The organism is Hungatella effluvii, assembly GCF_003201875.1.
Taxonomy (GTDB): Bacteria; Bacillota; Clostridia; order Lachnospirales; family Lachnospiraceae; genus Hungatella; species Hungatella effluvii.
Genome location: NZ_QJKD01000008.1, coordinates 215,849 through 231,049, shown reverse-complemented (window position 1 = coordinate 231,049; position 15,201 = coordinate 215,849). Strand labels below are relative to the sequence as shown.

Here is a 15,201-nt window from a genome sequence, read left to right as displayed (position 1 = left end):
GACTGCTTGACATCAGAAAGTGAGAATGAGATGGACTGGACCTGCGAGGCAGAACGAAAAATTATTGAAAAAATGGACTGGGTTTCTGAAAAATCCAGATTTAAAATCCCGTATACGACGGTTTCGGGAACTCATGACAACAAGATTGACGAGGACCGGCAGTTTGGCTGGGATGATGGCGTTTCCTGGTGGACCAACGGCTTCTGGCCGGGAATCATGTGGCTTCTCTATCTGCGCACCGGGGACCAAAGGTATGTGGATATCGCCCGGTATGCGGAAAAAAAGCTGGATCAGGCATTTGCCGATTTCTATGGGCTGCATCACGATATGGGCTTTGTATGGCTTCCGTCCGCGGTGGCCGATTACAGGATTACGGGAAATCCGGAGTCAAGAAAACGCGGCCTGATGGCAGCCACTATCCTTTCCGGCCGCTTCAATCCGGCGGCCCGGATTTTTCGGGCATGGGATCAGTGGAGCGGCGCGCCCGATGAGGACACAGCGGGCTGGGCCATTATTGACTGCATGATGAACATCAATCTGCTCTACTGGGCCTCCGATGAAACCGGTGATCCCAGATTCCGGGAGCAGGCGGTGATGTATGCCGACCAGGTGATGAAATACTATATCAGGCCGGATGGCTCCTCCAATCATATCATGAAGTTCGATCCGGTGACCGGGGAGTTCACAGGGGCCCTGGGCGGTCAGGGATATGCGGAGGGCTCCAGCTGGACCAGAGGCCAGGCCTGGGCCATGTATGGATTTGCGTCGAGCTATATCCATACGAAGGATGAACGCTATTTAGACACCGCCAAACGGACGGCGCATTACTTTATAGCCAATATACCGGAAAACGGCCTGATCCCGGTTGATTTCCGGGCGCCGAAGCAGCCGTATTATGAGGATTCCTCGGCGGCAGCGGCAGCAGCCAGCGCGCTTCTGGAGCTTGCGCGGCTGACCGCAGCGTGCGAATCGGAGGTCTATCGGCGTGCAGCAGAAAAGCTATTGAAGGCACTGTATGAGAAACGGTGCAATTTCTCAAAAGACAGCGACTGTATCCTGGAAAAGTGTACAGCGGCATATCACCATAAAAATCATGAGTTTCACATCATTTATGGAGATTACTATTTTATCGAAGCAATCTTTAAGCTTCAGGGTGAAACTTATCAAATGTGGTAAAGTGCATTCACAGAAACCGGACAGAAAGCGTTTCCGAGGGCACTCGGTAGAAAATGGAGGAAGCAAATATGAGCAAAGTAACAGAACTGACGAGAGAAAAATGGATATTGGGCGCATTTCCGGAATGGGGGACATGGCTGAATGAAGAGATCGACCAGGAGGAGGTAAAGCCGGGAACCTTTGCGATGTGGTGGATCGGCTGTACCGGACTCTGGATCAAAACAGAAAATAAAACGAATATTGCCATCGATCTGTGGTTTGGCAATGGAAAACGATCTCAGAAAACGAAGGAGATGGACCCGTTTCATCAAATGCGGAATATGACCGGCGGCCGTGCGACGCAGCCGAACCTCCGGGCTGCCCCCATCGTCTACGACCCGTTTGCTGTTACGGCCGTTGATGCGGTATTGTCCACCCATTACCACAATGACCATATTGATCCTTTTTTTGCGGCGGCTGTGATGCAGAACTGCGGCGGCGAGGTGCCATTTATCGGTCCGCTAAAGAGCGTGGAGAAGTGGCTGAGCTACGGCGTTCCGGAATCGAGATGCAGAGTGGTCAAACCGGGAGATACGATTAAAATCAAGGACGTGGAAATCATGGTCACGGATTCCTTTGACAGAACGTGTCTCGTCACGGCGGATGAGGACATCCGGGGTGTGCTGCCGGACGATATGGACGACAAGGCTGTGAACTACGTGATCAAGACACCGGCTGGAACCGTGTACCATTCCGGGGATTCCCATTACAGTACATACTATGCCAAACACGGAAAGGATTTCGATATTGATATTGCCTTTGGTTCCTACGGAGAGAATCCGGCGGGCAATCAGGATAAGATGACGTCCGTGGATATTCTTCGTATGGCGGAGGCGTTAAAATGCAGGGTGGTGATTCCGATCCATTACGACGTATGGACTAACTTTAAGGCAGATCCCCTTGAGATTCTCATGCTTTACAATTATAAGAAAGACGTTTTACAGTATCAGTTCCATCCGTTTATCTGGGACGTGGGCGGCAAATACGTCTGGCCGGTGGACCGGAATAAGATTCAGTACCATTACAGACGCGGCTTTGAAGACTGCTTTACGGATGAGCCTAACGTACCGTTCCGTTCCCTGCTGTAAGACCGGGGCAAAGGAGTAACGATGAAATTATATACCTTGGGACTTTATGAGAAATCGATGCCAAATGAGTTAAGCTTTCGGGAAAAGCTTACGTATGCCAAAGAGGCGGGGTATGATTTCCTGGAAATGAGTATCGATGAAACCGAAGAAAAACTGGCGCGGCTGGACTGGAGCGTGGAAAAGCGGGCCTCTCTCGTACAGGATATGTACGAGGCGGGACTTCCGATCCGAACCATGTGTTTAAGCGGCCATCGGAAATACCCGTTGGGAAGCAGCGAGGAATCCGTTCGGATCCGCGGCATGGAAATCATGGAAAAGGCCATCAATCTGGCGGATGACCTGGGAATCAGAATTATCATGCTGGCGGGATATGACGTGTATTATGAGGAGTCCAGCGAATTCACAAAAAAGATGTTTGAAATGAATTTGAGAAAAACGGTGGATATGGCCGCGAGCAGGAGCATACTGCTGGGCTTCGAGACCATGGAAACCGAGTTCATGAATACGGTTGGAAAGGCCATGAAATATGTGCAGCTGATGGGATCGGATTATCTGGGAGTATATCCCGACATCGGCAATATCACCAATGCGGCAAAGCAGTATAAGACCGATGTGATCGAGGATTTAAAGTCGGGGAGCGGCCGTTTGCTGGCCATGCATTTAAAAGAGACGGTGCCGGGGAAATTCCGGGAGATTCCATACGGAAGCGGCCATGTGAATTTTGAAGAGGCGATCAGAGAGGCGTGGCGGCTGGGAATCCGAAGATATGTGACGGAATTCTGGTATACAGGAGGCGTCGACTGGAAGGAAGAACTTCGGAAGGCGAATCGGATGATGACCGACATACTTGGCAGACAGGCGAAGGAGGAAGAACATGCAAGTTGAAAAAAAAGTGCTGGCCAATTTAACAAAGTGCTATTCCATCGCCCCCCTGACGTATCAGGGAAGGTTTCATTTTCTGGTGGCGGCAGAGAAGACAGACCGCTGTATCCTGTTCGATGAGACGGGAAAGGAGGTGGACACTGTATGGGAGGGGCCGGGCGGAGTTATGACGATGGTCCAGGTGCCGGGAAGCGACGGACAGTTTCTGGCGACCCATAAGTTCTATTCCCCCAATGATTCCAAAGAAGCAAAGATTGTAACGGTAACGCCTGCAGACGGAGTATGGGAGGTGAAAACCCTGGCGGAGCTTCCGTTTGTGCACCGGTTCGATATTCTCGTCAGAAACGGTGTAAAGTACTTGATCGCCTGTACGCTGAAGTCCGGCCATGCATATAAGGATGACTGGAGCTGCCCCGGAAAGGTTTACTGCGCCGTGCTTCCGGATGATTTGAGCACTTTTGACGAGGCCCATCCGCTGCCGCTTACGGTCTTAAAGGAAGGCCTGACGAAAAATCATGGCTACGCCAGGACAGAAAACGGCGGCGTGGATACGGCGTTGATCTCCTGTGAAAACGGTATATTTCAGTTCCTTCCGCCGGAACAGAGGAACGGGGAGTGGGAGATCCGGGAACTCCTCGATGTACCGGCTTCCGATGCGGTGCTGCTGGATCTGGACGGGGACGGCAGAAAGGAACTGGCGGTGCTGTCGCCGTTTCATGGAGATACGTTTTCGATCTATCAGGACCGGGGAGAAGGCTTTTTTAAGGTATATGAATGCCCGGATAAAATGGAATTCTTACATGCCGTTTATGGCGGCCCGCTGTGCCGGATTCCCCGGGTCGTAATCGGTTTCCGGAAGGGCGAACGAAATCTCGTATCCTTTTCTTATTGCAGGGAGAGCGGGACGTATGAGCGCGAAATCATTGACAGGGACTGTGGTCCGGCCAATGTCTGTCATTACATGGTGAATCAGAACGATGTGATCATATCCGCCAACCGGGAAACCGACGAAATCGCCATGTATACAGTGACTCCATCTTCTGACGAACTGAAGTGTGTCTGAAAATTGCTTCTCGTCAGAGGAACGTCACACTTTGTGAAAGATTTATGAGAGGAAAGGGTATACTGGAAATCCTTTTTTATTGAGAAATCCATATCTCAAATTAAAAATATATTTAAAGGGAAATGGGCATTTTGCCGTACAGCTATTGCTCAGGCGGGGTGCTCGTTTCTTATTGTCTATGATATTATAAAGGTACAAATTACCATCTGCATCATGACGAATTAGCATGGAGCCAGGTATGTTTTTCCATCATCCCACTTTATAGATCAGGGATAAGACTCCGGTTTCAACATTACAGATGTTCTAAAAAAACAACTTGTTCACACTATGGTACAAGTGCTACTGTTGTAGTATAATAATATCAGTGATAAGGAGGATTTTTTTATGGAGAGGAAAGCATACAAGTTCTGGTTCGCAACGGGGTCACAGGATCTTTATGGAGATGAGTGTCTGAGAAAGGTGGCAGAGCATTCCAGAATCATTGTAGAGGGGCTTAACCGGTCAGGACTTCTGCCTTATGAAGTGATCTGGAAACCGACTCTGATCGACAACACATCGATCCGCGCATTGTTTCATGAGGCCAACAGTGACGGGGAATGCGCGGGTGTCATCACGTGGATGCATACGTTTTCACCGGCCAAGTCCTGGATTCTCGGCCTTCAGGAGTACAGAAAGCCTCTGCTTCATTTACATACGCAGTTTAACCAGGAGATTCCCTATGACACCATTGACATGGATTTTATGAATGAGAACCAGTCCGCTCACGGGGACCGGGAATTCGGCCACATGGTGACGAGAATGGGCATTGAGAGAAAGGTTATCGTCGGTTTTTGGGATGAGCGTTCCGTGCAGGCGGCGATCGGCTCCTGGATGAGAACCGCGGTGGGCATCATGGAGAGCAGCCATATCCGTGTCGTCCGCGTGGCCGATAATATGAGAAATGTAGCAGTAACCGAGGGCGATAAGGTGGAAGCCCAGATGAAGTTCGGATGGGAGATCGACGCTTATCCCGTGAACGAGATCGCAGATTATGTAAACGACGTGGCAGCAGGCGATGTAAGCGCTCTGGTGGAAGAGTACTACGATAAGTACGATATTCTGTTAGAGGGAAGAGATGCCGGAGAGTTTAAGAAGCACGTGGCAGTACAGGCACAGATCGAGCTGGGTTTTGAGAAATTCCTGGTGGAAAAGGATTATCAGGCGATCGTGACTCATTTCGGAGACCTTGGTTCCTTAAAGCAGCTTCCGGGACTGGCGATTCAGCGTCTGATGGAAAAAGGATACGGCTTCGGTGGCGAGGGCGACTGGAAGACTGCCGCCATGGTACGTTTAATGAAGATCATGACAGCCGGTATGGAAGGCGCTAAGGGAACTTCCTTTATGGAAGACTACACGTATAACCTGGTTCCAGGAAAAGAAGGCATTCTGCAGGCACATATGCTGGAGGTATGCCCGTCAATTGCGGACAGCAGGATCGCCATCAAGGTATGCCCGCTGTCCATGGGAGACAGGGAGGATCCGGCCCGCCTTGTATTTACCGCAAAGGAAGGAAAGGCGGTGGCCACATCGCTGGTGGACTTAGGCAGCCGGTTCCGCCTTATCATAAATACCGTGAACTGTAAAAAAGTGGAGAAACCGATGCCGAAGCTTCCGGTTGCCACCGCGTTCTGGACACCGGAACCGAACTTAAAGACCGGAGCCGAAGCCTGGATTCTGGCCGGCGGCGCACACCATACGGCATTTTCCTACGATCTGACTGCAGAGCAGATGGGCGACTGGGCCGCTTCCATGGGAATCGAAGCCGTCTACATCGACGAGGACACTACAATCCGCAATTTTAAGAATGAACTGAGATGGAATTCTGTTTCTTATCGTTAGAGAGGGGGAAAAACTATGACTGATGGTTTAAATGAAAAAAGAGACGCTCTTACGGGGGACGTATATCAAAGCATTTTAGACGGAAGAACGGCTCTGGGTATGGAGCTGGGGTCTACACGCATCAAGGCGGTTCTGGTCGATGAGCACCAGAAACCGATCGCTTCCGGAAGCCATGACTGGGAAAACAGGTACGTGGACAATATCTGGACATACACGTTAGAGGACATCTGGGAAGGCGTTCAGGACAGCTTTGCAAAGCTGGCGGAGGATGTAAAAGCACGCTACGGTGTGACGCTTACGACCGTCGGATCCATTGGCATTTCCGCCATGATGCACGGCTATATGGCTTTCGATAAGGCCGGGGAAATCCTGGTGCCGTTCCGTACCTGGAGAAATACCATGACGGAGGAGGCTTCGGAAAAGCTGACGGAGCTGTTCCAGTACCATATCCCGCAGAGATGGAGCATCGCCCATCTGTACCAGGCGATCCTGGGGAAAGAGGCGCATGTGCCGGAGATCGATTACCTGATCACGCTGGAGGGGTACGTACACTGGAAACTGACCGGGAAGAAGGTGCTGGGAATCGGCGACTGTGCCGGTATGTTTCCGATCGATACCGATAAGAAAGACTTTCATGAGAGAATGATCGCTCAGTTTGATGAGCTGACGGCCGGAGAGAATCTGCCGTGGAAGCTCCGTGACATTCTTCCCCAAGTACTGACCGCAGGAGAAGAAGCCGGAGAACTGACGGAAGAGGGCGCGAAGCTTCTTGACCCGACCGGCGCCTTAAGACCCGGTATTCCGCTTTGTCCGCCTGAAGGGGACGCAGGAACCGGTATGGTGGCGACCAATAGCGTGGCGAAGCGCACCGGCAATGTGTCCGCAGGCACCAGCGTGTTTGCCATGGTAGTTCTGGAAAAGGAACTGAAAAAGGTTCACGAGGAGCTGGATCTGGTGACAACGCCGGCCGGTGATCTGGTGGCTATGGTGCACTGCAACAACTGCACTTCTGACTTAAACGCATGGGTGGATTTGTTTGAAGAGTTTTCCGCGGCGATGGGGATGAAAGCAGACAGAAACCAGCTGTTTGAAACCTTATATAACCTGGCGTTGGAAGGCGATCCGGACTGCGGCGGCCTTCTGGCTTACAACTATTTCTCGGGAGAGCACATCACTCATTTTGAAGAGGGACGTCCGATGTTCGTGCGTCTGCCGGACAGCCGGTTCAATCTGGCGAACTTCATGCGCGTTCACTTATATACGGCATTAGGAGCGCTGCGCGTGGGCATGGATATCCTGTTTAAGGAAGAGGGCGTGAAGCTGGACAGTCTGCTGGGCCACGGCGGTTTATTCAAGACAAAGGGCGTGGGACAGCGGATTATGGCGGCGGCGGCCGGCGTACCGGTGACCGTCATGGAAACTGCCGGAGAAGGCGGCGCATGGGGCGCGGCAATCCTGGCTTCCTATATGCGCTACAGAAAAGACGGAGGCAGCGCCTCTCTCGATAAGTACCTGGCAGACAGCGTATTTGCTGACGAAGAAGGCGTGGTTATGGAGCCGCAGGAAGCGGATGAGCGCGGTTTCGAGGTATTTATGGAGCGGTATATAAGCGGCCTGCCGATCGAGCGCGCCGCAGTCGAGTGTCTGCCGGGGCGTGTCTGAAAAATCATTCCTGCCATCTGCACGCACTGAAACAAAAAATAGAAAAGAGGAAATGACACGATGCTGGAAGAATTAAAAAAAGAAGTCTACGAGGCCAACATGGAACTGCCAAGAAGAGGGCTTATCACCTATACATGGGGAAATGTCAGTGGAATTGACAGGGAAAAGGGACTGTTCGTTATCAAACCCAGCGGTGTGGATTACGATAAGTTAAAGCCGGAAGACATGGTAGTCATGGATTTAAATGGAAATAAGGTGGAAGGGGACTTGAATCCCTCCTCTGATACAGCGACTCACTTAGAGCTGTATAAGGCGTTTGAGGAAATCGGCGGGATCGTCCATACCCATTCTCCCATGGCTACGGCCTGGGCCCAGGCGGGCCGCGCGCTGCCGTGTTACGGGACGACTCATGCGGACTATTTCTACGGGGAGATTCCCTGTGCCAGGAATTTAACGCCGGAGGAGATCGAAGAGGGGTATGAGAAGAACACCGGTATGGTGATTATCGAGACCTTCCGCGACAGGAATCCGGTTCACGTGCCGGCGGTTCTGTGCAAGAATCACGGCCCCTTTACCTGGGGAAAAGACGCCGCCAACGCGGTCCATAATGCCGTGGTGCTGGAAGAGATTGCAAAGATGAATTTTGTGACTGAGATGTTAAGCCGCGGTGTGGAACCCGCGCCGCAGTCCATGCAGGATAAGCATTTTATGCGCAAGCATGGACCAAACGCGTATTATGGACAGAAGTAAGGGCAGCCCGTCAGGCCGGGAAGAGGGCGAGAGCGGGAAGACGAAATACTACGTGCTGATGGAGGAACTGAAGAGTGATATCATTACCGGCCGGCTGAGGCCGGGGGATAAGCTTCCTTCGGAAAATGAACTTTCCGCCTCCCGCCATGTGAGCCGCCATACGGTGCGAAAGGCGCTGTCCATCCTGGCGCAGGAGGGATTTATAGAAGCGGAGCACGGCAGAGGGACCTTTGTCTCCAGCAAAATTAGAAGAGGGAAGTCCCCCTCACTTTCGTTAGGCGGAATGGATTACAGGGGTTCGGGGAATATTGCGGTTATCACCACGTACCTGTCGGACTATATTTTCCCCAGGCTGATTCAGGGCATCGACAGCGTACTGACGGCGGAGGGATACAGCATTATCCTGAAGAATACCGGCAACAGCCGCGTGAAGGAAAGCCGCTGTCTCGAGGAAATCCTGGAGAAAGATATCGACGGTCTGATCGTGGAACCCAGCAAGAGCGAGATTCTCTGCGCCAATATGGCATTGTATGAAAAACTCGATTTTTACCAGATTCCCTATGTCTTCATACAGGGATACTATGCGCAGATGAAAAATAAGCCGCACATCCTGATGGATGACTGTATGGGCGGTTATCTGGTGACAAACTATCTGATCGAATTGGGACACAGGCGGATTCTGGGGATCTTTAAGGCGGACGACAGCCAGGGAAGGGAGCGCCACAAGGGGTATGTGAAGGCGCTTTTTGAAGCCGGTTATCCTTACGATCCCGATATGGTGATCTGGTTCCATACGGAGGACCGGGCGGTGAAGCCGGCGAAGGTGCTGGAACTGATGCTGGAGAGCGGAGCCGCCATGGACGGTATCGTCTGCTATAACGATCAGATTGCGCTGGAGGTTTTAAAGGCGCTTCAAAAGAAGAAAATCCGTGTTCCGGAGGACATCTCCGTAACGGGATACGACAATTCATTTATTGCAGAAAACGGGGCGGTGAAGCTTACAACTATCGCCCATCCGCAGGAAAAACTGGGCGCTATGGCGGCAGAGCTGCTGCTGGAAAAGATAAAGGGCGTTCCGGATGAGGAAAGCCGGGTGGAACGGATCCTGAAGCCGGAGCTGATCGTGAGAGAGTCCTGCATGGAGAGAGGAAAAGGAGAGTAGTTCCGGTTCTTTCTTAACCTTAGGTGCAAGACGGCGCAGAGAGGCCTGGTATCCCGCGTCCGTCGGGCTTTCGGCTCACCACGAAGATGACCGGGAGTGTCGAACACAGAATGCATGTGATCGGCGCTCCCGGTTATTTTTATTCCCGTGAGCAACGAGCCAAACGGACACGCTGGCGCGTCCATTTGGCGACTGCCGCGAGGGTCAAAAACCCCGCCGCTTGCGGCGGGGTTTTTGACTGTTCATATCCGGGTGACGGTGATTTCTATGCGAAAAAGGGGCAAAAAAATAAAAAAAGTACAAGAATATGGTAATATTACATTTTTAAAAAGGCAGAATATTAAAATTTTAATATAATTCAGCAAATTATTTATTTTTGCCAGTTTTTCCCAATGCTATACTTTCTATATATTCTATCATTTACTGCCTTCTGGGATGCAGAAGCAGGTTTCGTTACTGCCGATAATACTAATTATGTCAAGTATTATCGGTATTTTTGTGTTTAAATATTGCATCTGTCTAATCGCGTTCTGACTATTCAGCCTCTTTTATCAAAAGAAATTTTTTCTTCTATGCGTGCGGAAGCCGCTATTCCCTAATACTGAAAAATTAAGTCCACCATAATTAGTATTATACTTTCAAAATCAAAAACTGGTATGACCAGTATAAGATAATTTAAGAATGAGGAGGTTAAAAAATGAAAAAAAGAAGATAAACTGCGTTTGATTGATTCTAAAAAGAGGCGAAAAAAAAGCAAGGGGGAAATATTGTTATGCAAAAAACAAGTAAACGTTTCAAACGAAAAGCCGCGGGCATGATGGCGGCAGTCATGATGATGAGCGCGCTGCCTGTCAGTATGGTTGGATTTGCTGATACCTCAGTGACCAGCCGGGACAGATATGCTGCAAATGACCGCACCGCGACAGATTCCAATGCCAGCCTTTCTACCGCATCCAATGCATTAAAGATGCAGACGGAGGGGACGACCTATTACGTGGATGCCAGAGACGGAAACGACACGGCAGACGGAAAGACAGAGGATACTGCCTGGAAATCCTTTGACCGGGTAAATTCCAAAACCTTTCTTCCTGGAGACAAAATTCTCCTGAAGTCAGATTGTATCTGGAACCAGCCGCTGAATCCAAAAGGAAGCGGCCAGGAAGGCGCTCCCATCACCATTGACAGGTACGGCGAAGGAAGCCGCCCAGTCATTAATGGAAACGGCACCTCTGGTCCGTCAATTACCGGAGCCGTCACCATTTATAACGAAGAGTACTGGGAAATCTACAACCTGGAAGTAACGAACCTGGAGAGTACCGATGAGATGGGGGAGGCCATGGACAGCGGTACCAGCGAACGTGCCGGTATCCTGATCTATTCCTCCAATCAGAAAGAGATTTATAAGCACATTGTAGTTAAGAACTGTTATGTCCACGATGTAAACTCAAATTTTAAGGGAGGAAAAACCTCCGGCGGTATTATCGTCATGGGACACTATCTCGATAAGGATGGTAACCGGGTTACCATTGACGATAATGGCAATCTGACCCCTAAGGCAATGGGACGCGCGGCCTTTGAGGATGTCCTGATTGAAGGCAACTACGTGAAAAACGTGGCGATTGAAGGTATCCGGAACAAGTGCAACACGGATATCGGAAGCAGCGGATGGGGAAAGAATGAATTCCTCAAAAACTATTCCAACGTGACCATACGAAATAACTATCTGGAAGATGTGGTCGGCGACGGTATTGTACTGACAGAGACGAAAGGCGGTCTGGTGGAAGGAAACATGGTTAATTCCTCCTGCGGCCTGGATCGGGGAACTGTAAACTATGCTCAGTGCTGGACCATGTTCGCGGACGACGTAATCGTGCAGTACAACGAGGCATACGGCAATAAGTATGGCTACGATGACGGAGAAGCCTTTGACTCCGACATGATGAACGTGGACAATATATTCCAGTATAACTTAAGCCACGACTGCGGAGGCGGCGCCATGCTTTTCATGTCCAGCCAGAAAAATACCATTTTCCGTTATAATGTCAGTATCAATGACGGAACTGGTACGTATCCGAACGGAAGCAGGATGCAGCAGCAGACCTTCCATTACGACAACACCAGCTCTGCCGGAGCCAATGTCGGAAAGATCTATAACAATACGATTGTGGTATTTGGGGAAGGAAAGGAGACATCCCTGTTTGGCGGGAAGGATAAGAGAACCTGTTTTGTGGATTTCAAGAACAACATCGTTCTGGCCAAAGACGGAGCTTCCATTGATTTCGCGGTACTGAAGCAGGGATCTGCGATACATAAGGACAGCGTAATCGAAAACAACTGTTTCTATCCGGATACCATTGCCAATACAGCGGCTGGAAGTGTTCTGGATAAGGAATCGTTAATGGAAAAAGGCAATATATTTGCAGATCCGATGTTGAAGAATTATAAGGCGGGAGAAATGTATTCTGATTATCAGTATCCATTAGAGGATCTGGAAGAACTGATTGATTCGGATTTCACGAAAGAACGAATTCAAAGTCTGGTGGAACCGTACCAGCTGACCGAGGGGTCTCCGTGTATCCAGGCAGGACAGCGAATTGAGGGGATGCCAACCGAAGATATTATGGGAAATACCATTGCCGGACGTGTGGATATCGGAGCACTGGAATACTCAAGCCAGGATGAAGAGGCGGAAGAGGTAGAGACTGTCAATCTGGTTACCACACTGGGCGTTGTGCCGGAACTTCCGAAGACGTTAAAAATTGTCCTGGATGGGGAAACGTATCAGTATCCGGTGGAATGGGAAGAGCTGACAAAGGATGATTGTATGGAATCCGGTGTCATTGAACTTCCGGGTATGCTTCCCGGTCTTTCAAACCTGGTTACAGCGACTATCGTAGTGGCCGATGCGCCGGAGAGCTACGAGAGCGTAGAGGTTACGACGTTTGCCGGAATTTATCCGGAGCTTCCAGACCGTGTGAATGCTGTATTTGCCGGTGGACTTACGATGGAATTGGAGGTCCAGTGGGACAAGGTGACTCTGGATCAGTATTCCCGCGAAGGTGAATTTACCGTAGAAGGCCGGGTGGCCGGATTAAAACAGACTTGTACGGCTGCCGTGAAGGTAATCGGTGAACTTGGCGACGGAAAGACGGTAAAAGAGAGCGTGGCAGCCAAAGATGCTTATACACAGGAAGCAGACGGCGACAAGGCTTACGGCAAATCAGATCCGAATGTAATCAAGGTGAAGACAGCCAATAATGCACCGTCCTATACGAGAAGAGGCGTCATCGGATTTGATCTGTCTGAAGAGGCTGATATGCTTAAGTCAGCTACTAACATTACCATTAAGCTGCAGATGACCAGACCGAGCAGCGAGGATGATTATAAAAAAATTAACAATCATTTTTATCTGAAGGTATATGAAGTAGGTAATGAGTGGAAGGAAGATGAGGTGACATGGAATTCGACACCTGATTTCTCCGCGGATAACCTGGTAATAAACGACAAAAAGATTGTCTATACAGATATCAGAGATAATCATGAAGATATTGTGGAACTGGATGTTACCGACTGGGTGAAGAAAGCATATGCCAAAAATGGACAGACATCATTTTCATTTCTTATGGTAACGGACTACTTTGGCGAGTATACGACCGGAGACAACGGAGGCATAGACTTTGCATCCAAAGAGGCGGCCGGAAAGATGGCGCCGACAATTGTTCTGAGCAATGTCTATGAGACGAAGGTGGAGGCTGTGTCCATATCCACTCCGGCAGGAAAGAAACCGGTCCTTCCGGAAACGGTAACGGTTACGTACTCAAACGAGGAAACGAAGAATGTGACTGTCGAATGGAATTCTATGAACCCTGCCAGCTATCAGACAGAAGGAACCTTTGTCGTATATGGAAAAGCAGATGGAATCAATCTGCCGATCGCCTGTACAGTCAATGTCATGGAAGCGCTTCACAAGGTGGTGAAGGTAAAGGATTTCGCCGGAATTATCCAGCTGGTGGGAACGCCGTGGGAGGAACTGGGACTTCCGGAGATGGCAGCCGTATTACTGGATAACGGTCAGGAGGCAGAGGTCGGCATTCAGTATTGGTTCCCGGATAACGCCTATGATCCGGATAAAGAATTTTCTTATACCTGTATCGGTTATCTGGACCTGACCAATCATGATTCAATCGAAAATCCGGATCAGAAATTTGCAACCGTATCGGTCAGCATTATAGAACCGGAAGATAAGAATGCGCTTCTCGTACTCTATACGGAAGCGGCAGAGCTGATTAACAGTGGTGAAGCAGCGAAGCTGACAGAATCGGCAAAGAGCCGTTTCATGAAGGCGTTTAATAAAGCCGCTGAGGTTCTGGTAAATACAAAGGCTACAGAGCTGGAAGTACATACCGCCTATACTGAACTGATGGAAGCGATATGGAGTATGGATTCTGAAGAGAACCAGAAGGCGGATACCGATGCGCTGAGAGATCTCGTTCTGATCGCTGAGTCAAAGAAGAAAAAAGATTATACCGAAGAAACGTATGAGGCGATGAAAGAAGCCTTATCGGAGGCGAAAGCAGTATTAAGGGATAAGACGCTGACGAAAGCAGACCAGCCGGTGGTAGACATGGCATATGAAAACCTGAAGGAGGCTGTCGACGCACTGGAATACAGCGGAAAGACGGATCCGGTAACGAAGGTCATGACCGGAATTAAAATTACATCACTTCCGACAAAGATTGAGTATAAAACCGGTGAACGTTTCAGCTCAGCAGGGCTGGTCGTAGCGGCCGTATATAGTGACGGAAGCACGAAGACGATAAGTGGATACGAGATTGGAGATGTCGATACCGGAACAGCCGGAACCAAGGATGTAGCAGTTACCTATCGGGTAGCAGTCAATGATGCAATTAAAGTATTTACAGATACATTCCAGATTACGGTTGTGAAAAAATCTTCCTCAGGCAGCAGTACAGGAAGCAGTTCAGGAAGCAGCTCCGGTTCTGTGAAAGTAAACCGTGCGCCGGTGAATGTAAGCGGCCAGTGGCAGAAGGCAGAAAATGACATCTGGAAATTCCAGAAGAGTGACGGAAGCTATGCAAAGAATGAATGGGCCAGAATCAACGATAAGTGGTACCACTTTGATGGAAACAGCCGCATGCAGACAGGCTGGATTCTGGATGGAGACAAGTGGTATAAGTTAGGCAGCGATGGCTCCATGCACACAGGCTGGGTAAAGGAAGAAGCTGACGGCCAGTGGTACTATCTGGATGAATCGGGAGCTATGATGACCGGCTGGGTGTTTGTAAATGGAACATGGTATTACTTAAATCCGGTTACCCAGGGGAATACCGGATGGCAGAATGCGGAAGACGGAAAATGGAATCGTGGATCTGCTGAGAGCGGCAGCCGTTCCGTCGGTTCGCTCTATACCGGCACTACAACACCTGATGGATATCAGGTCGATGAAAACGGAGCATGGATTCAGTAGGGGGAACTGTTTT

At 49.9% G+C, this 15,201-nt stretch carries 9 protein-coding genes; all 9 read left to right on the top strand.

The window, feature by feature from the left end; genetic code table 11:
* Nucleotides 1-6 precede the first annotated feature (6 nt).
* The 9 genes from DFR60_RS16610 (at nt 7) to DFR60_RS16565 (ending at nt 15,188) form a co-directional block, all read left to right on the top strand.
* Nucleotides 7-1,176 (top strand): glycoside hydrolase family 88 protein, encoded by a 1,170-nt coding sequence (locus DFR60_RS16610; RefSeq protein ID WP_341457967.1) that lies wholly within the window; start codon nt 7-9, stop codon nt 1,174-1,176.
* A gap of 68 nt (nt 1,177-1,244) precedes the next feature.
* Nucleotides 1,245-2,303 (top strand): L-ascorbate 6-phosphate lactonase, encoded by a 1,059-nt coding sequence (ulaG, locus tag DFR60_RS16605; RefSeq protein ID WP_110323897.1) that lies wholly within the window; start codon nt 1,245-1,247, stop codon nt 2,301-2,303.
* A gap of 21 nt (nt 2,304-2,324) precedes the next feature.
* The gene (locus DFR60_RS16600) at nt 2,325-3,188 is read left to right on the top strand and encodes an L-ribulose-5-phosphate 3-epimerase (protein ID WP_110323896.1); all 864 of its coding nucleotides are present in this window, start codon (nt 2,325-2,327) and stop codon (nt 3,186-3,188) included.
* On the top strand, nt 3,178-4,248 hold the full coding sequence (locus DFR60_RS16595; protein WP_110323895.1) for a hypothetical protein: 1,071 nt from the start codon (nt 3,178-3,180) through the stop codon (nt 4,246-4,248). The genes DFR60_RS16600 and DFR60_RS16595 overlap by 11 nt, the downstream gene beginning before the upstream one ends.
* A gap of 384 nt (nt 4,249-4,632) precedes the next feature.
* On the top strand, nt 4,633-6,126 hold the full coding sequence (araA, locus tag DFR60_RS16590; protein WP_110323894.1) for an L-arabinose isomerase: 1,494 nt from the start codon (nt 4,633-4,635) through the stop codon (nt 6,124-6,126).
* A gap of 99 nt (nt 6,127-6,225) precedes the next feature.
* The gene (locus tag DFR60_RS16585; protein ID WP_110323959.1) at nt 6,226-7,788 is read left to right on the top strand and encodes a xylulokinase; all 1,563 of its coding nucleotides are present in this window, start codon (nt 6,226-6,228) and stop codon (nt 7,786-7,788) included.
* Nucleotides 7,789-7,848: 60 nt separating this feature from the next.
* Nucleotides 7,849-8,538, top strand: coding sequence for an L-ribulose-5-phosphate 4-epimerase (locus tag DFR60_RS16580; protein ID WP_110323893.1), 690 nt, complete (start codon nt 7,849-7,851; stop codon nt 8,536-8,538).
* Complete coding sequence (locus DFR60_RS16575) at nt 8,525-9,700, top strand: GntR family transcriptional regulator (protein ID WP_110323892.1); 1,176 nt, start codon at nt 8,525-8,527, stop codon at nt 9,698-9,700. Before DFR60_RS16580 ends, DFR60_RS16575 begins: the two co-directional genes overlap by 14 nt.
* Nucleotides 9,701-10,472: 772 nt before the next feature.
* Nucleotides 10,473-15,188 carry an Ig-like domain-containing protein gene (locus DFR60_RS16565; RefSeq protein ID WP_110323890.1) on the top strand — a complete coding sequence of 1,572 codons (4,716 nt, stop codon included), beginning with the start codon at nt 10,473-10,475 and terminating at the stop codon, nt 15,186-15,188.
* Nucleotides 15,189-15,201 lie beyond the last annotated feature (13 nt).

Coding starts and splice junctions, on each gene's coding strand:
- ulaG (WP_110323897.1), top strand. CDS start 1,245: ATGAGCAAAGTAACAGAACTGACGAGAGAAAAATGGATATTGGGCGCA.
- DFR60_RS16600 (WP_110323896.1), top strand. CDS start 2,325: ATGAAATTATATACCTTGGGACTTTATGAGAAATCGATGCCAAATGAG.
- DFR60_RS16595 (WP_110323895.1), top strand. CDS start 3,178: ATGCAAGTTGAAAAAAAAGTGCTGGCCAATTTAACAAAGTGCTATTCC.
- araA (WP_110323894.1), top strand. CDS start 4,633: ATGGAGAGGAAAGCATACAAGTTCTGGTTCGCAACGGGGTCACAGGAT.
- DFR60_RS16585 (WP_110323959.1), top strand. CDS start 6,226: ATGGAGCTGGGGTCTACACGCATCAAGGCGGTTCTGGTCGATGAGCAC.
- DFR60_RS16580 (WP_110323893.1), top strand. CDS start 7,849: ATGCTGGAAGAATTAAAAAAAGAAGTCTACGAGGCCAACATGGAACTG.
- DFR60_RS16575 (WP_110323892.1), top strand. CDS start 8,525: ATGGACAGAAGTAAGGGCAGCCCGTCAGGCCGGGAAGAGGGCGAGAGC.
- DFR60_RS16565 (WP_110323890.1), top strand. CDS start 10,473: ATGCAAAAAACAAGTAAACGTTTCAAACGAAAAGCCGCGGGCATGATG.